Origin of the sequence: Paenibacillus sp. FSL E2-0201 (genome assembly GCF_037963325.1) — a bacterium.
In the GTDB taxonomy this organism is placed as follows: domain Bacteria; phylum Bacillota; class Bacilli; order Paenibacillales; family Paenibacillaceae; genus Paenibacillus_AQ.
In genome coordinates, this window is the sequence record NZ_CP150154.1 from 737726 (window position 1) to 763964 (window position 26239).

13 protein-coding genes and 1 pseudogene are annotated in these 26239 nt (G+C 42.3%); 12 read left to right on the forward strand and 2 right to left on the reverse strand.

Features of this window, described 5'->3' with window-relative positions:
• Positions 1–95 precede the first annotated feature (95 nt).
• From NSU15_RS03340 to NSU15_RS03350, 3 genes are all read left to right on the forward strand, one after another.
• The gene (locus NSU15_RS03340; protein WP_339289153.1) at positions 96–1697 is read left to right on the forward strand and encodes a hypothetical protein; all 1602 of its coding nucleotides are present in this window, start codon (positions 96–98) and stop codon (positions 1695–1697) included.
• A 686-nt stretch (positions 1698–2383) separates the two neighbouring features.
• Positions 2384–3304, forward strand: coding sequence for a hypothetical protein (locus NSU15_RS03345; RefSeq protein WP_339289155.1), 921 nt, complete (start codon positions 2384–2386; stop codon positions 3302–3304).
• A gap of 651 nt (positions 3305–3955) precedes the next feature.
• A complete protein-coding gene (locus NSU15_RS03350) occupies positions 3956–5563 on the forward strand; it encodes a hypothetical protein (protein ID WP_339289157.1) in 1608 nt (535 codons plus the stop codon).
• Between the two features lie 723 nt (positions 5564–6286).
• Here the strand turns inward: NSU15_RS03350 and NSU15_RS03355 are convergent.
• Positions 6287–8077 (reverse strand): flavocytochrome c, encoded by a 1791-nt coding sequence (locus tag NSU15_RS03355; RefSeq protein WP_339289159.1) that lies wholly within the window; start codon positions 8075–8077, stop codon positions 6287–6289.
• 272 nt (positions 8078–8349) lie between these two features.
• On the opposite strand from NSU15_RS03355, the gene NSU15_RS03360 reads away from it, so the two are divergent.
• From NSU15_RS03360 to scfB, 6 genes are all read left to right on the forward strand, one after another.
• On the forward strand, positions 8350–9939 hold the full coding sequence (locus NSU15_RS03360; RefSeq protein WP_339289161.1) for a sensor histidine kinase: 1590 nt from the start codon (positions 8350–8352) through the stop codon (positions 9937–9939).
• The gene (locus NSU15_RS03365) at positions 9908–10696 is read left to right on the forward strand and encodes a response regulator (RefSeq protein WP_339289163.1); all 789 of its coding nucleotides are present in this window, start codon (positions 9908–9910) and stop codon (positions 10694–10696) included. The genes NSU15_RS03360 and NSU15_RS03365 overlap by 32 nt, the downstream gene beginning before the upstream one ends.
• A gap of 402 nt (positions 10697–11098) precedes the next feature.
• Positions 11099–14128 (forward strand): DUF4855 domain-containing protein, encoded by a 3030-nt coding sequence (locus tag NSU15_RS03370; RefSeq protein ID WP_339289165.1) that lies wholly within the window; start codon positions 11099–11101, stop codon positions 14126–14128.
• A gap of 300 nt (positions 14129–14428) precedes the next feature.
• The gene (locus NSU15_RS03375; RefSeq protein WP_339289167.1) at positions 14429–14998 is read left to right on the forward strand and encodes a hypothetical protein; all 570 of its coding nucleotides are present in this window, start codon (positions 14429–14431) and stop codon (positions 14996–14998) included.
• Positions 14999–15482: 484 nt separating this feature from the next.
• Entirely contained in the window at positions 15483–15632 is a 150-nt protein-coding gene (gene scfA, locus NSU15_RS03380) for a six-cysteine ranthipeptide SCIFF (RefSeq protein ID WP_076098734.1), read from the forward strand.
• Positions 15633–15754: 122 nt separating this feature from the next.
• Positions 15755–17149, forward strand: a complete 1395-nt coding sequence (gene scfB, locus NSU15_RS03385) for a thioether cross-link-forming SCIFF peptide maturase (RefSeq protein WP_339289169.1) — start codon at positions 15755–15757, stop codon at positions 17147–17149.
• Between the two features lie 606 nt (positions 17150–17755).
• Here scfB and NSU15_RS03390 read toward each other — a convergent pair.
• Positions 17756–18301: a PadR family transcriptional regulator gene (locus tag NSU15_RS03390; protein ID WP_339289171.1), complete on the reverse strand. Its 546-nt coding sequence runs from the start codon at positions 18299–18301 to the stop codon at positions 17756–17758.
• 156 nt (positions 18302–18457) lie between these two features.
• Between NSU15_RS03390 and NSU15_RS03395 the strand changes: the two genes are divergently transcribed.
• From NSU15_RS03395 to NSU15_RS03405, 3 genes and pseudogenes are all read left to right on the forward strand, one after another.
• Complete coding sequence (locus NSU15_RS03395; RefSeq protein WP_339289173.1) at positions 18458–18952, forward strand: phenolic acid decarboxylase; 495 nt, start codon at positions 18458–18460, stop codon at positions 18950–18952.
• A 170-nt stretch (positions 18953–19122) separates the two neighbouring features.
• Positions 19123–19539: pseudogene (locus NSU15_RS03400) on the forward strand (SPASM domain-containing protein); the annotation flags it as partial.
• 314 nt (positions 19540–19853) lie between these two features.
• The gene (locus NSU15_RS03405) at positions 19854–25859 is read left to right on the forward strand and encodes an S-layer homology domain-containing protein (protein WP_339289175.1); all 6006 of its coding nucleotides are present in this window, start codon (positions 19854–19856) and stop codon (positions 25857–25859) included.
• The last annotated feature ends 380 nt before the right edge of the window (positions 25860–26239 follow it).

The window sequence follows — 26239 nt, forward strand, 5'->3', positions numbered from 1 at the left end:
GAAAAAATTCTATTAGCACCCTTTATTTTCATAAATAAAAAACAGTTATAATTTACTGGGGAATTATGCTGTTTCACAGAGATGAGGAAATATTTTTGAGAAGGATTCGAAAGAATTCAATCTTTGATGAATTTTATTCTGAACTTAATATTCCTGATTTTGATTTACTGATTGTTATTGCGATAGGATCAAGGGATTTTATTCAAAATGATATTAAGGAAATCTACAACCAGGACAAAGAATTTTACTATGGTTTATATAAGGAAAGTCCTTACTATAAAGATCCAAGGATTAGTTGCTTGTCAATTAATAATTATCAGGCTATTCAGCAATTTATTGGATTGTTTCTGCACGAAAAAAGCATGGGGACAAATGAATTAACTCTAAGATTTATTAAGAAGGGCTTTAAGTTTGTATATAATTTCGTGAAAGACAAAAAACAAGTTGATTTTTATATACTTAGAGACTCGTATCTAAATCACGTAAAGAAAAACGGTTTTAATAAGACCGTTCATTCGGCTCATACTTTTGGTGTCGCACTATACTTGTCAAGAGAACTCAATAAAAGTATTGTTTTTGACGATTTTGATATTGACTTGCTGAATTCTTCTTTTATTCAGATTTTTGGAGAATTTAAGTTAGGTGTAGTTCCAAATGAAAATACGGTGGGATTCCTTGGAAAATACAAAGCAATGGGTATTCTTAAAAAAGATTTTACTCTGCCGTTAAACGATTTCATTACATTAATGAATAATATCCATAAGTTTCCTATTATTGAAGCGAATAGAAATGGAAAGACACAAATCGAGTTAGAAAATATTGTTAAACGACAAATGAATATGCATCCTTTTATGAAAGGTATTAATAAGACTGCGCACATTCTTAATTATTGTAAAATCCATCCTATTGATTTACAAAATATTACTGCGATTGATCACAGGAAGATCAATGACCTAGTTAACTTATGTTATGCAGCCTTGGGAAATAAATGTAGTGAAGAGGAGCTTCAGGATTTATTGGGGAGCTATTTACTATTGATAGCTTTAGCAGAAGATTATAATGCAACTAAGTATAAACACATTGTTACCTTACCTGAAGATACTTATCATGACCTTCAGAAATTAAGAGAGGAGTATGAACGCGATAATGCTCTACTAAAGATTAATGAGGAGAAAAAAGAAACGGAAATTAAAAAATATAGAACAATTATAGATTCGTTAGATTCTGGTATTTTAGAACTAGAGAGACAGGTATTAAAGAAAGACAAGATAATAGAGGAATTGCAATTGAAAATCCATGCAATGGAGATGGAGATAAAGGAGAATCAAAAACAACTCCAACACCAGATTGATCAGGACCCATCGCATGAAATTCCCATTAATGATATGAGTGCAATAATTAATACAAAAAAATGTGTCATCATTGGTGGGGAAAAAAGATGGCAAGATAAAATTAAGGAGTATTTACCTAGATCTCGAAATATTTTGCCCGATGAATTGAGTGTTGACTTAACATTCTTATCAAGTCAAGAAGTTATTATCTACAATGAGACTATTAACAACCATTCGATGTTTAATAAAGTAAAAGCAAATTTATCAGATGAGGCTGTTATTATTTATACTGGACATACTTCAAACATACAACAACTAATAACAATGATCTATAAAGAAATTATTAAGTATGAAGAACTCAAATAGGGGGATAGGTTAACGCCTACCTATAGAATAAAAGCATTATTAGATAAAAAAAGCCACAAATAGTGGCTTGGTGAGGGCACATCATATAGATTTTGTTCACACTGTCTACTCAACACATGTGGAATCGGTTTGTTCCTTGGTATATAAGGGTTTGTGAGTAGTGAGAGGGTTGGTTGGGGACGGAATGGGGATGTAAGCTATTCGCGGCCCCATTTTTGTTTGGGATTTCCACATACCTTTTAGCGGGTGATTTCTAATCTGGATGAGGAATCTTCTGGGCTGGCATTGATATACAATATTATTGTGTTTGCACTTTAATGGCTTAGTTCTCTTATCAACTCGTCGGATCCTGGACCGCTCATATTAAAGCTACTTCATCCACGAGCTGAATGTCTTTGATGTGAAAATCAAGAATTTCAAAAAAAATTACCTATTCGGATTCTTAAGTATTTTAAAACTTAGTACATCTAATTATACCGTACAGAAAAATCTAAGGATACTGCTGTATCATACTCTTCAATTACTCATCTATATAGTCATTTAGTAAAGAATAAACTTATCTCTCTTGAGCATTTTAAATATGGATAAGCAAATATTTGTTCATTTAGAGACTTAAGTATAGTTGGAAAAAGCTTAAGTACACTGATGGATTTGTGCAAGTATCATTTCTATTTTTGGGGGCTTTTATGTCAGACCATATTTTCGATAGTGAAGCCGAGAGAGGCTTATTTATTAAGCTAACTGAGAAGTGGGAAAAATTTAATCTGCGAATTAGTCATCATCTCCCCTGCAGCAAAATTATTAAAGAGATTTACAGTAACTCAGGGAAACTTACAGATAAAGAGAAAGATTTTTTAAAAGTATCAGACTTTGATTTTGTAATTCTTTCTGGTAATCCGCTCGATTATGGAAAGGTTTTATTGATTATTGAGTTTGATGGTTTGGGTAGTGGATATTCAACTAAAACGGAATATGTAAAAGTAAACGAGACTGAAGACCCATATAGGAAACTAAAACTTGATCTGAAATTGAGAATATGTAAAGAAAAGAAAATACCAATAGTGGTAATATCATGGGACGAAATAAGCGAACTAAATAATGTTAGATTCACCATTGCCGATGCTATTATTGCAGATGTTCTTGCTTTTAAAAGCTTTAATGAGGGCATAGAGAATTATCTAGCAGATGCGTTAGAGTACTCTTATTCTCTTGGAGAGGCAGTTAGAGATTATGAGTTCATCAGTAGATTGGAACATAATCCCCTTGCTGCGGAGGCGTGGTTACTATTTGAAATGTTTTTAGAGAACGAAATGAAAGATGTCCCTTTGCCAGCAACAATACCAATCTGGGGCAATGATGAAAGTGATTTAAACTCTATTTATAGCTTCAAAGCATACTATACAGACTCTGAAGGATTCGAGGATTCGGAAATCGTAGCGATAAAAAGTGAATACTGTGGTAGTTTTAGCTATATGCAGTTTGCTGAGGAAATGGCATATTTGTTACTTTTAAGGAGGTATTCTGAAAGGAAAGATATTAATATCCTACATGAAGTAGAAAAAAGGGAGCTTTTGGAGTACCCAGTTTGGAAAAATAGGTGGATCTAATATTAGCTAATAAAGTGAGCTTTAAATCTTTAGCAAAGTATAAATCGTTAGAATACAAGCAAGGTAAGAACATTAACGTAAATAGCCTATTTGAACATTCAGAAATTGAGACAATCAAACTGATCTTTGAGATATCGTCAATGGAATCAAAGGGCATTGGTACATTAATATTGTTATCTCGAGCGTTTGGCTTTTCGAGTGTAGTAATCAGCGAATATTACCCACACCTTTAATTTGTTCACACTTTCTACTCTACACATGTGGAAGCGGTTTGTTCGTTGGTTTATAAGGTGCAGCCCCACATAAACTCGTAGCATTAATAATAAAGTCACTACGACCCAACTCGACTCAGTTATAATAAAGTCTTTACTCTATATCCCGCCCCATCAACCTTTCGGGTGGAAAAGATGTATTAAATATTTATTATTACTGGAGAACAACGTGAGAAAAAACGAGGGGGAAATCCTGAGAAATCGGTCGAAATGAGAAGATAATCGGGCGGAAATCGTGATTTGTAACAAAACTTTATTTTAACGAGTAACGGTGGAATGCAGGTTCGCGAGGTGTGAACTAGCAGTGAGTTTATTATTACTAAACAGGATGTATAACAATACAATAGACCCGTTACAAAAATCGAGTAAAGACGTGGGGATGAATTTGAAAAAAGGATTGCTTGGAATTTATAATTACCTACCAATGACAAAAGTGGATGTATTAGAACATAATAGATTGAATGTAAAAGCTACAGCAGTTCACGAATATATACATTCATATTTAACAAAGGGTACTTTATATGGGATATACCTTATAACTTTAAATTCGCTTAATCGAATTGATCAAAAGCATGAACGTTCTTTAAGGCTTCTAATTAGTAATATGATACGAATGCAAGAAACTGTAGCTACTCTAGTTGAATTAATCTATATCTTTTCGAAATGCGGAGAGGATGAAATGAATAATCACTTGAGGCAATTAACCAAACCATATAGTACATACATTAATGACTATCGATATCTGCTAAACAAAGATTATGCAATTAACCTGTTTAAAAGATACAGAGTATATTTAGAAGATAATGTTGGACGAGTTGAGATGGAGGATTTTATTGAAAAATTCAGCTCAACTAGTGAGTTAACCACTGCTTTAAATATCTTGAATTTTGTTATTATTAGAACTGCTGAAATTGCTCTAAATATAGATCTCCGAAAAATAGATAAACAGCTCTGGATTAACACAAATAAAATAGAAAAAATAATAAATAACGATTGTTTGAGATATAATCCTAGTACACGATTTAAAAAAATTATGAAAAGTGTATTGCCTGATTTTAAAAGAAATCCCAACAAAGAGTTTATGTTTGTTGTTCCTGGTGACATATATACTCAAGAAATAATAAATGATGAAATGCTCTATGGTATAAAAGAAGATGTACTTAGTAGATATGTTGATAATGAAGTTATTAATTCTCAAAATGCTATCCATTTTACAAATACAGTGGATGAAGATAAGTATGTTCAGAAAACTAATATATTAAAAATTGAAGAACTTGAGAATGAATCATTACTCTATGCTATGCCATATATCCTAAATACAGAAAGTGCTAATGCGATATTTGGAAAAAGAGTGAAATATTTAATTTCTGACGTTGAATTTACTAATATTGATAAAATACTACCTCATTCTGAGATTATTCATATTCATGTTACTACAGGAAGAAAAAATCAGTATAAGTATTATATTGGATTAAGTTCAGATTTGAATAAAAATATAAAAAATAACACCGCCAATTATGATGACGTAGAGATTAGAGCAAGTATGGATCGATTAGAAGAATTTCAAAAACTCCTTAGCGATTATAAAGGAATCATGTATTTTACAGGATGTAATCGTACCGAACATGTGTTGGATTCAATTGATTATAGCAATAACACTAATCCAATATTTGTGAATTCGGCTTCATCAATGAAACCAAGTATAGATTTTGTTAACAAGTATTTTAAAGGTCAGAGTGGCTTTGTTATTAAAAGTGATTTTGGGGATGTCTTATGCGTTAAGAAGAATAACCTGATTTTTTTCCAACCAATTATTCCTGGTACTTATGAAGTGATTAAATATAAAATATATGATGGAACAATTTGTTTGAACGAGATATACTACTATGATGAATTTATCGATAATATCTTAAGCAAAGATGAGTTTAGTACGGTTAAACGTCTATTGTATTCAACTTACAAGTCTATGACATTTACCTTAAGTTGAATGGAATTATCATATGTTTGATATGCTACTTATTGGGTGGCCTACCTAACATTTGGAGCTCTGTATCTTGTTCATAAAAGTATGAGGAAATGGAGCAACAATTATCTCGAAAAGAAGATTAAGATTGTAATAATACTTGAACCCTTCTTAATTGACATATGGATTTTGAATAGAGTGTAAATTGGTTAATGATCGTTAGTTTGGGTGTTGGTATCTAAACACTTTTTCCACACAATTTCCTAAACTATAACAGGGGTTGTGAGTATTGAGAGGATAGGTTGGGTTGGGGACGTTTGTCCAGCATGGATATAAAAAAGATTTGCCAGACCACAAAAAATCGTAGTCTGGCTTTCATTTAATGGGGGCACATCGTATAAGTTTGTTCACACTGAGCACTCAACACATGTGGAATCGGTGGCTTTGTTGGTGAGGAACCCTTGTCAAGTAGACACTAAATAATTGCTATAGTTTTAGTGATAGTACCAGAAAATAATTGGGCAATTTTAATTCTACTAACGGAGAACGATAAAAGAGCTGAGAGTTAGACGAGCGTAGCCCCTAGGCTCCACCATAAAAAACCGCCCTGTTCGCAATGTTGCTTACAGGGCGGTTTGCTATGTCATAGAGTGCAGCTTGAAAGTTAGCAGTCAACCTGCACTCAACAAACTATCTTGCACGTTTTTAAGGCTAACTTATTAATAGAGCAGTTACACAAACATAAGATTACTCTGCTACAACTTGTTTGCCTGCAATCCGGCCGAATGTGAAGATATCAGCGATGGCATTACCGCCAAGACGGTTTGCACCATGAATGACCCCTGTTACTTCACCTGCAGCGAACAGCCCAGGGATGACTTCGCCTTTTTCATTCAATACGCGAGTCTTCTCGTCGATCACCAATCCGCCCATTGTATGGTGAACGGATGGTACAGCTTTTTCGATGTAGTAAGGGCCTTTTTCAAGAGATTTCAATCCACCGCGATGTTTGAAATCAAGGTCTTTACCTGTTTTCGCATAATCATTTACTTTATTAATTGTTTCTTTCAAAGTGTTCACGTCAATTTTGAAGAAATCAGCCGCCTCTTCAATCGTATCGGCTTTAAAGAGCAAGCCTTGTTTAACGAGTTGATGGTATTCGTCTTGATGAACTTCGATCGTTTTACCGATATCCTCAATGCCTTGATTCCATAATTGATACGTATATCCGCCTGTTTGGGCAAGGATTGCTTTAGAAATAACGTCACGACGTTCTAATTCCTCAACGAATCGCTTGCCTTCTTGGTTAATCAGAATCGCACCATCGAAACGGGAATCTGCAACCAGGGAAATAACACCTGTCTCAGGATTACAGATTGGATACGTTTGAATATTCTCCATGTTTGTCAGTTTGGCGCCAATCGTTTCTGCCATAACGATACCGTCACCTGTAGATCCTGGTGTATCGGTAGACATATATTTTTCATCCATTTTAGGATTATACTTTTTACGCATCTCTACATTGGATCCAAAACCACCGGTAGCGATGATGACGCCTTTGTTCGCATGGAATGTGATCTTGTCGCCAGTACCCGAAGTCGCAGTTACACCGGTTACTTTGCCGCTTTCGTCCTTGAGCAAGGTTTCAGCTTTCATATTAGTTTTGATCTTGATTCGGTCAGCGTCTGTTTTGGCTTTTAACTTGGTAATTAATTCAGCACCTGTATGACCTACAGGAATCAACGCACGTTTTCTGGAATGGCCTCCAAATTGGAACAGATGATCAGGTAAGAACTCTACCTTGATATCATCGCGCAGCCATTCGGCAGATGCTAGTGCATTGTCGGCAAGAATACGAACCATCTTAGGATCCCCGAGGTTGTCTCCGCCTTTCATCGTATCATCATAGAACAAGTCAGCCGTGTCATCAGTGATGCCAAGAGCACGTTCAACCCAGTTGTCAGGCGCATTCATCTCACCACCGGAGATCAATGTGTTGCCGCCAACAGTTGGCATTTTCTCGAGCAGAACTACATTAGCTCCAGCGCTGTTCGCTTCGATAGCCGCACTAAAACCAGCACCCCCGGCACCGATGACGACAACATCATAGGTTTGCTCGGCTTCTTCTTTATCTTTGCTTCCACTGACTGCAGCGCCAGCGACAAGAGTAAGTCCAGACTTCGTAATTGCATCTTGAATGGCTTCGAGATATCCTTTGCTTGTAGCCGTAGATCCGCTAATGGCATCAACTTTTGCGCTGTTAGTTGACATGACATCTTGCTTGAGCTGCGTATAAACAGGCTCTGCAAGTACTTCGTTTTCCTTGTGCTCTGTTACTTTAATGTCAGTGATCTTGTTATCTAATAAGGAAACTTGTACTTTAATATCGCCATGTTTACCTTGCCCAACTCCTTCAAAGACTTGAACTCCGTTTGCATCTGCAGCCGGTGCTGCCTCTTTACCGCCGCAGGCAGCAAGCGTGAACATAAGACTGAGGACTAGTAGAATAGATAACAGCTTTTTCGTGTGAGTTCGCATAATATCTCCTTCATTCTGTTATGAATTGGTTACATACACTAGGGAGAGGAAGATTTGCTAGGCAAATCATTCATCTCTAGCCTAGACATGAATGTTATTTCATGTGAAAATATGCACAAGACCTATTATAGATTTAGTGCAGCATTATGTATTTGCACAGATTAGCGTTTTTTTGTCTTTTTCGGGCATGTAAGAAACGGATATTGTGAAGGGCTATGATTACAATGAAAACAATTCACTTAAAAATTACGTTAATCGCAGGAGGCTGCTTCTTGCTGCTGTTCGTTGCATTGCTTGTAACAATATATTTTGAGATGAACCATACGGTTGTCCCTTTGAATAAGAACTTAACGCAGCAAGTGGTTACTGCACGCAGTGACCAGATCGATTATTGGTTTAATCAGCGCATCGGTGAGATAGACATGCTTGCTTCTCTAGCTTCGGACCATCATTGGACACGAGATGAATTGCTGCAAGAGATCAATAAGTTCGAGGCGAAAAAGCAAGTAGAGTACGAATCCATACGCGTGGTGGATATTCACGGAGATTCCTGGTCAGCAAGGGATAAGCCTTTTTCGATACTAAACCGACCCTACTATCGAAAACTACTGCTAAATTCAGATTCCAATTATGTGGTGAGCAATCCGATCGTATCCAAAGCGAATGCAGCTGAAATCGTCGTCATTCTGTATCGCGTGAATCCATCGGTGAATGATGAGGTAGCTTATATTGCCGCAGCCGTCTCCGTCAAGAAGATGAAGGAGATTGCTCAAGATGTAATGCTATATGACCAGTCAGGCCAGCTTATCATCGATTGCAGAGAGCTGGGTGAAGGAGATGGAGCGGATGATGCAGCAGATAAGAAGAACATAAGTGTATTTGAGGCTCCAATTCAAAATGTGGAAGGCTGGAAGCTAGTACTCGAAGTACCGAATTCAAGTCTATCGCTAGCGGTGATCAAAACCCAGCGGACTGCATTGCTGGTAGGCGTTCTTATCGGTAGTGCGTTTATCGTCTTTCTGATGCTGCTTGCTTCTTCCATTATTCGTCCAATTCAGTCACTTCGCCAGGTAATGGAAAATGTGCAGAACGGCAACCAAACCATACGAGCAGATGTTACGCGCTCGGATGAGATCGGCGATCTTGGGCGAAGCTTCAATGACATGCTTGTTCAGTTATACGCTGTGGAGCAGGACCGAAAGGAGATGGAACTCAGACTGATTCATGAGCAGATCAAGCCGCACTTTTTATACAACACATTGGATACGATCCAGTGGATGGCAACGGAACATGGAGCAGACAATGTCGTGGAGATGGTGGAAGCGCTTAGCGCGTATTTCCGATTAGGGCTTGGCACAGGCAGTCCCTACATTCTGCTTGATCAGGAGTTGTACCATGTCGAGAGTTATCTTCATATTCAAGGCGTGCGATATGAGGAGATTCTGGACTACGAGCTTCGATATGATGAAAAGCTTGCTCAGTGCCAAGTCGTTCGCTTCATGCTGCAGCCGTTGGTGGAAAATGCGATTTATCACGGGATTAAGCCACTTAGGGATCAAAAGTGCAAAATTTCGATCACAGCATATAAACAGGTCGATTATTTGGTCATTAAGGTTAAAAATAATGGGGTTATGATTCCTGAAGAGAAGCTTGAACAGATGAATCAAGCCCTTCTTGATGATAAATATGATCGTTCTGCCACAGGCTTTGGGCTATACAGCGTAAACCATCGCATTCGACTAGCTTACGGGGTGCCATATGGCCTTGCAGTGAAGAGTGAAGATGGCATTACCGTTATGGTCATTCGAATACCTTTGGAAGGGGAGCGGAATGAAGATGTGGAAGATTGTCATCGTCGATGATGAAACGATCATTCGCAAAGGCTTGCGACAATACATTGAGGAGAGTTCGTATCTTTTTGAAGTTGCAGGAGAAGCGAAAAGTGCAAACGAAGCATTGAATATGGTGGAGGAAGCCCCACCACATGTATGTCTTGTGGACATCAACATGCCGAATATGAATGGGCTCGATCTGATAAATATATTGCGCGAACGCTGCCCGTCGGTTCTAGTTGTAATCATCAGCGGCTACGATAACTTTGAATATGCGCGTCAAGCCGTGCAACTGCAAGCATTCGATTATGTATTGAAACCTGTGCCGAAGAGTGATCTGAATAAGCTGCTTCATCGGATCGATGAGCATCTTCAGGTAAAATATCCTTTGCATTCACATGAAAGCAGGGTGGATAAGGAGCTGGGGCTTCCCGGGTATACAGGGGATGGAACAGTGCTTATCCAAAAAGTGATCGAGTATATTGACAGTCATTATCAGGATCCGGAGCTGTCTATTACTCGAGTAGCATCGCTATTTCATATCAATCAAACCTATCTTAGCAAGCGTATGAAGCAAGAAATCGGTGCTTCATTCCTTGACTATGTCACCGAGCTTCGGATATCGAAGGCGAAGGAGATTCTGGATGACGTAATGCCGAATATCAAAATCGGGGATCTGGCCGTGAAGGTAGGGTATAAGAGCCAGTACTATTTTAGTCGTGTGTTCAAAAATAGAGTCGGCTCAAGCCCCTTAGAGTATAAAAAGCATCCGATCGGTTATGGATAGGGCATCAATTTAGTAGAACGCCACAGCAATTAGGCGCCACCATATATAAACACGACGCAACCTCGAGGGGGTTGCGTTTTTTATTTGGAGGATTGCTTTGAGGACATTAATAGAAAATAGGTAGGACCTAAAGAGGTAAGCGCTATCTTTATACCTATAAAAACTCGACGTGATGGCCTGCATGTCAACAAGTGTATACCCAATGTCATTAATTATCTATTTGAAAGAAAGGCCACTTTTCATAATGTTACTTTAAGGACATTGACATATGTTATAAGCTTCTATGACGTGTCGGAATCTCGGAAGGGAGGAAGGAGCATCGAGGTAAGCTGAAATGGAAGCACATACCATTTAGGAGATTGATGTTTCTTGACTCAAAAATCAGAAGGGAGTTAGTACGATATGAAGAGGAGTAGACAATGGTTAGCTCTCGTCATGGTTGCGATCATGATCGTAACCATGATGCCGATCGCGCAAGCGGAAGAGGCGCTGTCGCCTACACAGACAGAGGAACAGACACCAGCGAACCCGCCGGGCGAAGCCGATCCGGTCGAGGTGACGAATCCATCAGACCTACCGGGAGCGGGTACGGAGGGTGTTATTGCGTCAGTGTATGGGGCGGTATATCACAATCTTGCAGCGGGCTTATCTTATGAGTGGTCGCAAGAGCCGGAAGTTTCCTATCCGGATGAAGGCAACACACTTACGGATGGTATATATGGGGCAAGCAATAGATCCGACGTAGCATGGGTTGGACATCATTTGGGTAAGACACGCGAAGTTGTGTTTGATTTGGGGGCGAAGAAATCCATCACGGGTATTAAAGCCAATTTCCTCGAAGATTGGCCAACGAACAATGTACTCGTGCCACTCACGGTATCGATGTACGTCTCCGATGACAAGGTGAACTGGGGACTGCTCAAAGACAATGCCACGCAGAAGCTGTGGAATGACGGAAAATACACGGAGACCTATGTGTGGGACGGCAGCAAGGACGGCATTAAAGCGATCGGCCCAGATGCGAAGATCGCCCATGCTCGCTATGTGAAAGTGACATTCACAATGCATACGCGTGCAATGACCTTCGTGGATGAGATTGAAATCCTCGGTGAAGACGGCAAAGTTGCCGGAGCTGTAACTGTTCCAACGCTTACGCCGAAATTCTTGGCGGCAGGCGAGGCGACAGCGGGTATCGAGCATCTTGGACTTTTGTATAACGGGCAATATGCGAATGACTTAGGCATCTGGACGAAAGAACGGATCATTCCAAATATTAGTTATGTCGATAAGGACGGCAAGATTAAGGATCGACTCTTCGACGGCGTCCTGTATCTTGGCATTAACTCTCCAAATCCAGGTCGTGATTTCGGCGGGCGGGCTTATATGGAAGATTGGAAATGGTATCTGGATAAAACCTTTGCGGTAGGCGGCGATATGGATGCGTTAAACGAAGCGGCTAAGGAAGTATCCGATGCGCTGAACGAGTCTGGCGTGAAGGAAAAGGTTGTCCTCATGATTCCGGATCCAGGTGAATCGATCACTAATTTCGGAGCTGTTGAACAAGGTGGAGAATCGCTGAACTTCAATGATTCCGTTGGCAAAGAGAAAGCCCTTGCGAACCGTGAAAAAGCAGTTCAATGGTGGCTGCAGCAAGTCAAATCGAGATGGGAAGCAAAAGGTTACGCTAACCTCGAGCTTGTAGGTATGTACTGGTTCGAAGAGCAAATCAGCACAAGCCAATCCGGACCGGATCTGATCCGTTCGGTGAGCAGTACCCTGCATGATATGCAAATTAGCGGCAAGGACCTGAAGTTCTTCTGGATTCCGCACTTCTTCGCTTATAAAGCGTTCATGTGGAAGGATGTTGGCTTCGATGCGGTGACGATCCAACCGAACTACTTCTTCGAGCCGACGGATATCGAGCGCTTGGAGGATTCTGCGAATCTGGCGAAGCAGTATGGCATGTCCAATGAACTCGAGTTCGATGATCGGATGCTGACGGACGGCGTGTTCCGCGAGCGGTATATCGATTACTTGAACAGTGGTGCGAAGACAGGGCTCATGAAGGATGGCTTCAAATCGTATTATCAAGGCAACAATGCAGTCTATAACACCGCGGTAAGTAAAGATCCAGCGACACGCGTTCTTTACGACTGGCTGTATCAATTTGTTAAAGGAACGTATCAGGTCAATGAGGCTCCGCCTTCCGAGGTAGACGTGCAGATGAACGGCAATCCGTTCCAGAGCGGGTTGAAGCTGCCCGATTCAGAATCCGTATCCTTTACATGGAAGCTTAGAACGGATGATGGTCTGACGAAAGTGACGGCGACGTATGACGGCAAGCCTTATACAGCGGGTACTGTTATTCCGCTTGCAGGCAAGCTTGGCAAGCTTGGCAAACATGAGCTTAACATTACCGTTACCGCGGGGCGTATGGTGACAAAGTCATATGTTATCGAAGCAACGACGAGTGCATCTGGTATGAAAGCGCTAGTCGACCGCTTCGAAAAAGCGAAGCAATTTACGAATTCTGCAACGGTGCGTTCTTTGAACAACTATTTGGAAATGATGATGCGCTATGAAGGGAACGATGCAGCGCAAGTCACCAAATATCTCCAAGGCTTTAACGCAAAGCTGGATGAATTCAAGAAGGCGGGTACGATAAAAGATGAGGCGTACAATACGCTGAAGGAAAGCGTCTATTACCTAATAGGCAATTTGGCGCAGAATAAAACGGTAGAAGCTTCGTCGACCGAAGGCAATAATGCGAATTATGCACCGGCTAAAGCCGTCGATGGATTCCCTGCTTCAAGATGGGCGAGCGAATACGTGGACAATACTTGGTTCCTGGTCGATCTCGATGAAGTGAAGGAAATGGATACGGTTCGAATCGATTGGGAATATGCTCGTGCCGATAAATACAAACTTCTTGTGTCGAACGATAAGCAGAACTGGATCAATGTCATGCCAAATGACGGAATTATTACCGCGCATGATGGCAAAGAAACGATTCAGTTCAACCCGGTCAAGGCAAGATACATGAAGTTACAAGGCATAAAAAGAGCAACCGATTACGGATATTCCATCTACGAGTTTGGTGTCTATAACCTCTCGGGCGCTGTAGACGTGAAGGGCATAGAGGGCATACAAGTAAAGGTTGACGAGGAAGCGAAAAAAGTAACGATTGATGGATTGCTGATGAATGGCGTCCTTACAAATGTGAAGTTGAAGGTGCTTGATCCGAAAGGCAAGGTTCAACTCGAAGATGAGACGAAGAGTACAGTCGCGGGAAGCTTCCAATTCACATTCAAACTTACGGGTAATTTAAAGGGAACCAATGAGGCGTATCTATCGACTGGCTATATGAGCGAGCCTGTAAAAGTGACCTTTGAATACTCAAAAGAAAACCCGGGTAAAGGTCACGATAAGTAATGGAGAAATAATCCATCCAAGCAGCAATACGACCTGCGCTGAAACTTCCTGTACCGGTTATCGAATTATCTGTCCGAGTAAGACTAATAAACGAAGTGAAAACGTTTGAGTCGTAACATAACAAGCCGATTAGGTGCCAGACCACGGGGTCTATACCTAATCGGCTTGTTTCTATGTACAGAGGTGATGATAAGACGGAATATCAAGATATTATTAAGGTTTTAGTGGGATTGTATTATGTATTGTATAATAGAACGACTGCCTCAACAGGTATTTATAACATAAAACATAGGAGGATACATGTCCTGGAGCAAATTGAAGCAACAACTGGAGAGTTTTCTCTGTCCTGCGTTATACGGCAGGGTTGAATATCGCGCAAGCAGTTATCGTTATTTACCTGATAAATCAGGGGATTGTTATATTTCGGTAGATAAAAAGAACGTACTCAAAATGAATGATAGAACTAGCTCAATTAGATGGTATCAGACGGAGCAGGAGATTAAGAATGATTCAGATCTCCAAATTCCTATTAACCATGAAGACATTGAAGCGGTTAGAAAAGATAGTAAGGGGATCATCCCGGAGGATCGGCTAATAGTCATTGCAAGAAGCAGAAAAATATCAGAAGTTGCAAAGGAGCTTTTGTCAGCACAGACATCATTAAGTAAATCGAACTTTATTGTTATAGCTACTAAGTATTTATCTATTTCCATAGAGGAGAGCTTAGAAAGCAATGATATCTTATTGAATATTTTAGCTATAGTGGACAGACGAGTTGGGAAAAAGCGAATTTTAAACATGAGTGAGAAGATGAAGTTAAAGCATCCAATTGTGCAATATTTTTATGAACTAAGGCGTAGTACATTATAAATATAAATAACTTCATTGAATATTCAAGAAACACTCCCTACAAAAATCCCTAATTCTACGCGACTTCTTCCCGCCATAACAATAGCCATGATATTGAGAGGGATGTTCGCATATGGTGCATATGGAATCGGAGAGTGTCGCTCTACTGGTAAGGAAGGATACAGTGTTATGAGATCCTTATATTTATTGGACTTTACGGACAAGTATGAGAAAAAATCGTTGTTAAAGAGAGGGCATCATTGCCGTCTCTTTTTTGTTTCTTTGGTCACTTTTTTAGCATTGCTCTGACTCTGGTTCCCGCTACGGCATCCTACGATCACAAGCATGAAAGAATGCACGGAAATTAACGTTGATGCTTATGTTTAACCCCTCTCTGCTCTGCTAGGTGACGGGAATCATAGACGTACTTATGTGAGGTTGCTACGATGTTCCATGGAAATTAAGTGAAAGTGATCACAAGAAATTACAGAAGGAGTTATTTATCGTGAAAAGAATCGTAACACTGAGCACCCGCAAACTGATGGATACCGCAAAACACGGCGGATGCGGCGCATGCCAGACATCTTGCCAGTCCGCTTGTAAAACTTCCTGCGGCGTAGCAAACCAGAAGTGTGAAAATGCAATGAACAGATAGGATTCGGAATGTTACCGCCCATTGCTCTGCTGATGGGCGGCTATTTTTAAGAAATGGATACTATCCCTAAAGGATGGCAAAGCCGTTTCTACTTGTGTGCAAAAGGAGCTTGATTAGTAAGTATGATTCATCAATATAAACTAAATGGATACAATATCGTGCTCGATACCTATAGTGGCTCGGTGCATGTTGTTGATGACCTAGCATATGAAATTATAGCGGATTATGAGAAAACTTCCCCCGAAAAAATCGTGACAACGCTGTTGGATAAATATAAAGATGATTCCAGCATTTCCGAGAGCGACATTCGAGAAACCATCGCGGATATCGAGGAACTTAAAAATGATGGACAGCTCTTTACAAAAGATGAGTATGAGAACCTCTCGCTCGATTTAAAAAAACGAAAAACTTATGTTAAGGCACTCTGCCTCAATGTTGCGCATACCTGTAATTTGTCATGCGACTATTGCTTCGCTAGCCAAGGGAAATACAACGGAGATAGGGCAATCATGAGCTATGAGGTTGGACAAAAAGCTATCGATTATCTGCTTGAAAACTCAGGTCATCATCGAAACCTGGACATTGACTTTTTCGGCGGGGAACCGCTTTTGGCCTGGAAAGTTGTTAAACAGATCGTAGCTTATGCAAGAAGCAAAGAACAAGAATACAAAAAGAAGTTCCGCTTCACCTTCACGACGAACGGGATGCTGCTGAACGATGAGGTCACCGAGTTTTTAAATCAGGAAATGTACAATGTCGTATTAAGCCTGGATGGAAGAAAAGAGGTTCATGACCGGCTTCGCCAAACGATTAACGGAAAAGGCAGCTATGATCATATTCTTCCGAAGTTCCAGGAATTCGTTCGTAAGCGCGGAGACCAAGAGTACTATGTACGGGGAACTTACACTCGTAACAATGTCGATTTCACCAACGATATATTTCATATCGCAGACCTTGGTTTTGACAAAATCTCTATGGAACCAGTCATCTGTGATCCAAAGGAGCCCTATGCGCTTACCGAGGAGGACCTGCCGGAGATATACAACCAGTACGAAATTCTCGCCAAGGAAATGATCGGTCGCGGCGAAGAAGGCAAGGGGTTTACCTTTTATCACTACATGCTTGACCTCTCAGAAGGGCCTTGCATCCAGAAGAGAATCACTGGCTGTGGGTCAGGAACCGAATATCTTGCCGTCACCCCTTGGGGAGAGCTTTTTCCTTGCCACCAGTTCGTAGGGGATGAAGAGTATAGCATGGGGAACCTCTGGGATGGCATCACAAAGCCTGAGCTGCAATGTCAATTCAAAGAGAGCAACTGCTACTCGAAGCCGGAATGCAAGGACTGCTGGGCTAAACTCTACTGCAGCGGTGGTTGTCCTGCCAATGCACTGCACGCGACGGGTTCTCTGGTCGGAAACTATGACTTCAGCTGTGACGTCTTCCGCAAAAGAGTCGAATGTTCCATGATGGTAAAGGTGGATGAATCCATTAGAGCGATGGAAGAACAACCTAACTAATTAAAATAATGGATCAATAAACCATAACCGAGAAATAGACACTTTTAAATAAAGTGCTCTTTCTCGGTTTTTCAGGCAATTCCCCTATTTCTTCTTCTACGTCGTTCCCCACATCTCTTACTTTTAACCTGGTTGTTCAATTGTTTTTTTAACTCGAATTTATTTGCTTTTTTATTACTTTCTCCGAAGCGGTGCAAAGGTCTTTCCCATGACGCGCATGCAGTCGTGCGTCATCCATCTGCTCCGTAACACAATCAAATATGTCGCGAAAAAGGACGCGTTGGCCGTTATGACTGCCCTCTAACCCGTGTACCAGGCCCACACACTGGAGGAAGTGGTAGTGGCTTTCTCGTCTATTCGGGAGACGTGGGAGAAGAAGTATCCCCTCGTCGTTCGCTCGTGGGAAGGCAACTGGTTGGAGCTCACGACGTACTTTGACTTTCCTGCGTAGATTCGTAAGCTCGTCTACACTACGAACAGCGTCGAAGGGTTCCACCGACAGCTCCGTAAGGTAACCAAGACCAAGACGGCGTACCCTACTGATGACGACGTATTTTGTTAAAAATCCCGGAGAGTTCTTTAAGACGACTATATGAGCACTCAGTATTAGACTAATAGCTGGAGTGTATCTTCAAGCCATTTAACATAACTTTGTTCTCGACTAATAGCCCTGCTTAAAACCAGATAATGTCCAAATTGCCAAGAATCAGGCGACTTAAAATTATCATTTGCTAACTCCAGCGAGTTCTGATTGCTCAATAATATCTCTAATTTTGCAATTCTCTTTGTAATTTGGTCCTGTAGTAGTCGCTTTCTCTCCTCCATAGAAATCGCAGCTGAAAAATACATCATTAACATAAATTCATCTTTTTCTGTCTCTGGTAGTGTTTTAGGTTGTGTTAGCCAATCAAGTAATTCTTGCTTGCCTTTTTGCGTAATGCAGTAAACTTTTTTCTCTAGTTTAATTCCTGTGATAAGGGTACGGTATTCGATCAGCCCCTCCGCTGTCAGCCTTTTAAGTTCTGGATAAATTTGACTATGTTTAGCGCTCCAGAACTCACCAATCTCCCGCTTAAACTGATTTGAAATGTCGTATCCACTTATTTCTTCTTTTTCTATCAGACCCAATAGAGCATATTTTAAAATTCGCATTTGCAATCTCCCTACGATACATGTTTGACATCAATATACCACAATGCTAGAATAATTATGTTGATTTAAACATGTTTATATTTACATGTTTCGTCGTTATATTGCTATTCATTTCAACATGTACCAAAACACTATTTATGAGAGAAGGATTTAAGCATGGACAAGTTTATTGGTAGTCACATGATTTATACTTATGAGAATGGTTGGGAATATGAAATTTACATAAAAAATGAGGATACCATAGATTATCGTATTCACAGTGGCATGGTAGGCGGTCGTTGGGTGCGTGACCAAAAAGTGGATTTGGCTAAACTTGTAGAAGGTGTATATAAAGTGTCCTGGACAGAGCCGACCGGTACGGATGTGTCACTGAATTTCATGCCTGATGAGAAGCGGATGCATGGAGTTATTTTCTTTCCAAAATGGGTCCATGAACATCCGGAAATCACAGTTCGCTATCAAAATGACTTTATTCCATTAATGGAAGAATCTCGTGAGAAATACGATACCTATCCAAAATATGTCGTACCGGAATTTGCCGATATTACATTTTATGAAAACGCGGGTGTGAATAACGAAGAGTTAATTTCAATTGCACCTTACACCGGTATGACGGATGATATTCGTGCGGGAAAACCCTTGAACAAATAAAAAAATAATAATTACAATTTGTGCTGGGCTTACGCTATACTAAACCAGCTTTTTTGGGGCTATCAATCTCTTGTTTGTGCTCTTTACAGCGATTTTTTCTTCGCTACCAACTGCTTGGAGAGTTCGGTTTGTATAAAAAAATGATCGGGCGCGGTGAGCAAAGCAAGGCGTTTACTTTTTATCACTACATGCTTGACCTTTCGGAAGGGCCTTGCATCCAAAAGAGAATGACTGGCTGTGGGTCAGGAACGGAATATCTTGCGGTCACCCCTTGGGGAGAGCTTTTTCCTTGTCACCAGTTCGTAGGGGATGAAGAATACAGCATGGGGAACCTCTGGGATGGCATCACAAAACCTTAACTGCAATGTCAATACAAAGAGAGCAACTGCTACTTGAAGCCGGAATGCAAGGACTGCTGGGCGAAGCTCTACTGCAGCGGTGGTTGTCCTGCCAATGCACTGCACGCGACGGGTTCTCTGGTCGGAACCTATGACTTCAGCTGTGACGTCTTCCGCAAAAGAGTCGAATGTTCCATGATGGTGAAGGTGGAGGAATCGATTAGAGCGATGGAAGGGCAACCTAGCTAATTAACCTAACGGACGAATAAACTATAACTGAGAAATCGACACTTTTAAAAGAAGTGCTCTTTCTCGGTTTTTTTGTTTTAACTAGAACTATGATCATAGATTGTCTTCTTCATCGGCAACCAGGATGTGGAATTCACTAATATATATGACTAAAGTCATAATAAATTCGTGATTTAGCGTATTTTTTTGTCGAAAAATAAACTATTTTCTAAGAAATGTCGATATAATAGGATAGAAATCTGCTTTTCTGTATTAATTGCAATTACGGAAGCGTTAACAATTGTATGAATAGTCATTCGACAAGGAGGAAAGCAATGTTAAAAAAGTTAGGCAAGATTGGATTGGCTTTTATATTAGTCATTGGACTGCTACCGATGATTTCACTCCGGGCATACGCTGCCATACCCTCATTCACCCAAACGGTGGACTTTCCCATTCAGCCTCCAGTTACAAACGCCTCGGGTAAGAATGTTTCTGATGTTGATGTTCTTCCTGACGGAAGTACCGCAGTAGTGTTGAACACATTCGCTTATCAAGGCAATTCCTACGTTTATACTTATTCTTTGAAGGTTTTTGACAGCACAGGAGCACTTAAAACAGATGTTAATCTTAGCAACTTAATGGATACCTACTACCAGATGATTGATGTGAACATGCTTGCGCTAAGTAATGGCAATATTCTGATTACTTACAATAAAAGCGACAGCGGAGCAAACAATTTGCAATTGGGGACTGTTAGGGAGAATAACCCCAACGCCTATTTCATGGTGCTAAACCAGTCAGGACAAAAGGTAGTTGGCCAGACGCAGATTAATACATACTCTGCTGCCAGTACCCCGGCACTCACGCGGTTTATATCTATAACGGAATTGTCCGACGGCAACGTAGCTTTTTCCTGGCAGCGAAACGACAATATGAGCACGGCTACACGTGTATTCTCTGTTACGGGTACCCCGGTTTCGGGCGAAACACTTCTGGTTTCCCATAATGCGAGCATGTCTTATGTATCCGCTGGAGACGGTGTATATATGGTTGCTTATAATTCGGGAGTAGGACCTCAGTCGGATACTATTAAGCTGAAAATATTCAGTAATAAAGGAGATCTGTTAAACACAATTGATAAAGGAATAAGAACGAATGAAAAACAGCTCTATTTGTCTACGTTGAACAACGGGAATTTCATGTTCAGCCAATATTACTATATAACGGACTCTTCAACGGTTTCTTTATATGATAAGAACGGTACGAGTAAGGGTGATTTTACAGTAAGCGGCTATCTAGGTGAATCTTCGGCTGCTATTTATAGGGATGGTGCAAATCCGGGATTCGTAACTGTAAGTACGGACCCTACTTCTACCAATGCCATCAATGATGCGTACAACAACTTTAAAGAATGGTCGGGAACGCAGTATGCTTATCTGAATTATTATGACAATGACGGTAAACTGGTCTTTACATCGGATCAGCCGGTGGATTCCGCTCCGGTGGCTATGCAGGGTTTCAATGAAGACACTTGGATGTTCGATGTGGAATATTATCCAAGCTTCCGGTTGTATCCCACTTTTAGCGACAAGCTTGTCTTTGTAACAACTGATAATACAGATGCAACTCATTTTAGGATAACTGCTAAAATATTGGGGGCGGGAGCTTCTGCACCGGCAGCCATCATTGACTATGCTGCTGAGCAACTGACCGGACTGACGCCAAACAGCGCTTACTCGATTAACAACGGTGCGGTGGCGGTAACGTCAACAGTGGATGGTACGCTCACTATAGACAGTAGTTGGTTGGGAACGTCACTGAGCATCGTGAAAAAAGGTGATGGCTCAACGACAACGGATAGCCCAGCACAAACGCTGATTATTCCATCCCGTCCAGGGGCACCGACTGGTGTAACGGCGACGAATGAAACGGCAATAAGTGCTAACGATGGTACATTGACCAACGTAACAACTGCCATGGAGTATAAGAAGGGTGAGGTGGGTACTTGGACGAATATTTCAGGTGCAACCGTAACGAGACTTGTTCCGGACATGTACTATGTCCGGACAAAAGCGACGGTGACGGCGTTTGCGTCAGAAGCGAAGAGCATGACGGTGGCTACGTTCGTGGCAACACCGGAAGCGACACCAGCAGCCATCATTGATTATACGGCAGAGCAGTTAACCGGACTGGCGCCAAGCGGCTCATACACGGTGAACGGTACGGCAGTAACAGCGACAACAGATGGTAAGCTGACCATTAACAGTGGTTGGTTGGGTACGTCGCTGAGCATCGTGAAAAAAGGCAATGCCTCGACGACATTGGATAGCGCGGCGCAGATGCTAAGCATTCCGTCACGTGCAGAGGCGCCGACTGGTGTGATAGCGACGGATGAAACGGCGATCAGTGCTAACAATGGTACTTTGACGAACGTGACAACCGCGATGGAATACAAGAAGGGTACAGCAGGTGCATGGACGAATGTAGCAGGTGCAACCATAACGGAACTTGTTCCGGACACGTATTATGTGCGGACGAAAGCAACGGCGACGGCTTTTGCTTCAGAAGCGCAGAATGTTACGGTGGCTACTTTCGTGCCAACGCCGGAAGCAACACCGATAGCGACCATTGATTATGCGGCAGAGCAGTTATCAGGCTTGACGCCAAGTGGCTCGTACACAGTAAACGGGGCTTTGGTAACAGCGACAGCTGATGGCAAATTAGCTATTGATAGCAGTTGGTTGGGAACGTCACTGAGCCTTGTGAAGAAGGGCAATAGTTCGACGACTACGGATAGCGCAGCGCAGACGCTGAGCATTCCGATCCGTCCAGTGGCGCCGATAGGTATAACGGCGACGGACGAAACCGCAATAAATGCTAACAATGGTACACTGACGAACGTGACAAGCGAGATGGAATACAAGAAGGGTGCGGCAGGTGCATGGAAGGATGTGACGGGTGTAACCGTAACGGGACTAACTCCGGACGTGTACCATGTGCGGACAAAAGCGACGGCGACGGCATTAGCGTCAGCTTCAGTGCAGATGGCGGTGGTTGCTTTTGTGGCAACACCGGAAGTGGTGCCCGCAGCCGTTATTGATTATTCGACTGAACAACTGACAGGCCTCACGCCGAATGGCTCGTACACAGTAAACGGGGATTTGGTAACAGCAACAACTGATGGTAAATTAGCTATTGGTGGCAGTTGGTTGGGAACGTCGCTGAGTATTGTGCAGAAAGGCAATGGCTCGACGACAACGGATAGTGCGGCGCAGACGCTAAGCATTCCGTCCCGTGCAGGGGTGCCGACTGGTGTAACGGCGACGGATGAAACGGCGATAAATGCCATCGATGGCAAATTGACGAACGTAACAACCGCGATGGAATACAAGAAGGGCACAGCAGGGGCATGGACGGATGTGTCAGGCACAACCGTAACAGGGCTTACTCCTGATACGTATTATGTCCGGACGAAAGCGACTTTGACAGCATTTGCTTCAGAAGCGAAGAGCGTGACGGTAGCTAAGTTCGTGCCAACGCCGGAAGGAACACCGACAGCCATCATTGACTATGCGGCAGAGCAGTTGACAGGCTTGACGCCAAGTGGCTTGTACACGGTAAATGGTTCAGCGGTTACGGCGACAGCAGATGGTAAGCTGGACATTAATAGTAGTTGGATAGGAACATCGCCAAGCATCGTGAAGAAGGGCAACAGCTCGACGACAACGGATAGTGCGGCACAGACGCTAAGCATTCCGTCCCGTTTAGTGGCGCCGACTGGTGTGACAGCAACGGGTGAAACGGGAATGAACACAAACGATGGAACGCTCATCAATGTTACTAGTGCGATGGAATACAAAAAAGGCACAGCAGGTGCATGGACAGATGTACCGGGTACAAGCGTGACGGGACTTACTCCTGACACGTATTATGTGCGGACGAAAGCAACAGCGACTTCATTTTCCTCGGCTTCGGTGCAAGTGACGGTATCGGCATTCACGAAAATGCCAGAAGCGACACCAGTAGCCGTCATCGACTATGCTACTGAACAGTTGGCAGGCCTGACGCCAAGTGGCTCATACATGGTAAACGATACAGCGATTACGGTGTCAGTAGATGGCAAGCTGGAAATAGATAGCAGTTGGTTGGGAACGTCACTGAGCATCCTTAAGAAAGGTGACGGTTCAACAACAACGGACAGTGCGGTACAGACGTTAAGCATTCCATCTCGTGCAGCGGCTCCGGTAGGAGTGACTGTTACGGATGTAACGTACAATGGAGCTAATAACGGCACCATTCAGAATCTGACAGTCCAAATGGAATACAAAATAGGCAGCACTGGTCTTTGGACAGAAGTTACAGACACAATGATTACTGACCTTGCGCCGGACACGTATTATGTTCGGGAAAAGGCAACGGCAACAGCATTCGCTTCTATTGCCGCTCAGATTACTGTTCATGACTCGAATGCGGTCATCCCGTCCGCGCCTGAAGTCACGGCTGATGATCTGAACAATACGATTGTTGGTCTGGACACGAGTATGGAATTTTCAGTGGACGACGGACCATACGTACGGTACGACGGAACCAACTTACCGGACTTGAGTGGTGAGCACATTGTTAAGGTACGGGTGGTAGCTAGCGGGTCCGTTCCGGCGGGACCGGCAACCACGTTGACCTTTACAATTAATATGCTTAACCCTGCCGGTGGCTTGAACGTGATCGCCATCGATCCAAGTGGCTCGGCAAATAACGGCTATACACAAATCACTGTTACGCCTACATTGGCTGATGGACATAAGCTCTTTTATAAGAACTTTGGCGCTGGTAGCGTCGTCGTACCAAATGTGGGAGATGTCCTGACTGGATACATGCTTGTAGGCAGTGAGGGATTGGTTCCTGCGGCCAATGGGGATACGATTGGGATTGCAGAGGTAGATGCTGACGGCAAAGTGGTGAAATACGGTAGTGCAACAGCAGCAGTGGCGGCTGATCCCGTATCACCTGGTACTGATCCGGTCAGCCCAGGAACCGGAAGTAACTCGAATAGCGGAACAACCCCCGGTAATGCGAACACAGTTGTTACCGATGTGATCGTACTAGTTAACGGTAAGGAAGAGAACGCGGGCAAAGCAACAACAACAGCCTTAGGAAACGTGGCAACAACTATTATCGTCGTTGACCCAGCTAAACTCCAAGCGAAGCTGGACGCGGAAGGTAATGGGGCGGTGGTGACCGTTCCTGTGACGCTGGATTCCAACATCATCGTCGCTGAGTTAAACGGTCAAATAATTAAGAACATGGAGAACGCATCGGCTACCCTAGTGTTTCAGACAAGTAAAGGTACTTATACTTTGCCAGCTGACGAAATCAATATTGATGCGTTAGCTAAAAAACTTGGAAGCGGCTTGAAGCTGGAAGATATCACACTGAAGATTACAATCAGCGAATCCTCAGCATCCATGAACCAAGTAGTGACAGGTGCGGCAAGCAGAGGTGGCTTCACACTCGTTGCACCGTCACTAGATTTCACTGTTACCGCTACTTACGGTACATCGACAGTGGAAGTGAGTCAGTTCAATGCTTACGTAGAGCGGATAGTGGCACTTCCAGGTGGTATTGATCCGAATCGGATTACGACTGGAGTCGTTGTGGAGCCAGATGGCACAGTGCGCCATGTACCGACTAGATTCGTTCTGAAGGACGGCAAATACTACGCAGTTATTAAGAGTGTGACGAATAGTTCGTATTCGGTGATCTGGCATCCGCTGACTTTTGGGGATGTGGAGAATCATTGGGCGAAGGATGCTGTGAACGATATGGGATCTCGTCTGGTGATTAATGGAGTGAACAAAATGACGTTTAATCCGAATGCAGATATCACCCGGGCAGAGTTCGCGGCGATCATCGTACGCGGTCTGGGATTGAAGCTTGGTGAAGGGAAGACCGCGTTTGCGGATGTAGCGGCGAATAGCTGGTATGCAGGAGCGGTTGAAACGGCATCTGAGTACGGTCTGATCACTGGTTTTGAGGACGGGACATTCCAACCGAATGCTCCAATCACTCGTGAGCAGGCCATGAACATTATCGCTAAGGCTATGAAGTTAACCGGCCTTGCGGACCAGACTGGCACAGTGGATGCAACAAGTGTACTTGCTGCCTTTACAGATGCAGGCAACATAGGCATCTGGGCTAAGGACAGTCTGGCGCTTGCCGCCAAAGCTGGCTTAATCAGCGGCCGTGGCGATAATAAGCTGGAGGCAAAGGCGAATGTCACCCGCGCGGAAGTGGCAGTTCTGATTCAGCGGTTGTTGCAGAAATCGGGTCTAATTGATTAGATTGAAATGAGTAACGGGAAAAGCGGATTCAGCATAGGGCTGAATCTGCTTTTTTTTTTTTTTTTTTTTTTTTTTTTTTTTTGTTGGGATATTTTATGTCTATCATTGGAGAATTGCTATGTTTGGAATTGAAGTACTAAAATTATGTATAAAAGTAATGACGGAGTTACGGTTCGGATTTATTTTATAGATTCTGACTGAGAGAGTGGAAGTATAGGGAACCTAGTTACTTTAAGATTATCGGCTAGAGTTAAAATTACATATCACTACGAAAATTAAGGATGGGTAAAAAAAGAGCCAGACTGCAATTTTTTGTAGTTCCATTAGAAGTGGGCATATCGTATAAAGTTTGTTAACACTGAGTACTCAATGCATATGTA

Excerpts from the sequence above, each read along its gene's own strand:
- NSU15_RS03345 (WP_339289155.1), top strand. The coding sequence starts at position 2,384 with ATGTCAGACCATATTTTCGATAGTGAAGCCGAGAGAGGCTTATTTATT.
- NSU15_RS03350 (WP_339289157.1), top strand. The coding sequence starts at position 3,956 with ATGAATTTGAAAAAAGGATTGCTTGGAATTTATAATTACCTACCAATG.
- NSU15_RS03355 (WP_339289159.1), bottom strand. The coding sequence starts at position 8,077 with ATGCGAACTCACACGAAAAAGCTGTTATCTATTCTACTAGTCCTCAGT.
- NSU15_RS03365 (WP_339289163.1), top strand. The coding sequence starts at position 9,908 with ATGAAGATGTGGAAGATTGTCATCGTCGATGATGAAACGATCATTCGC.
- NSU15_RS03370 (WP_339289165.1), top strand. The coding sequence starts at position 11,099 with ATGAAGAGGAGTAGACAATGGTTAGCTCTCGTCATGGTTGCGATCATG.
- NSU15_RS03375 (WP_339289167.1), top strand. The coding sequence starts at position 14,429 with ATGTCCTGGAGCAAATTGAAGCAACAACTGGAGAGTTTTCTCTGTCCT.
- scfB (WP_339289169.1), top strand. The coding sequence starts at position 15,755 with ATGATTCATCAATATAAACTAAATGGATACAATATCGTGCTCGATACC.
- NSU15_RS03390 (WP_339289171.1), bottom strand. The coding sequence starts at position 18,301 with ATGCGAATTTTAAAATATGCTCTATTGGGTCTGATAGAAAAAGAAGAA.
- NSU15_RS03395 (WP_339289173.1), top strand. The coding sequence starts at position 18,458 with ATGGACAAGTTTATTGGTAGTCACATGATTTATACTTATGAGAATGGT.
- NSU15_RS03405 (WP_339289175.1), top strand. The coding sequence starts at position 19,854 with ATGTTAAAAAAGTTAGGCAAGATTGGATTGGCTTTTATATTAGTCATT.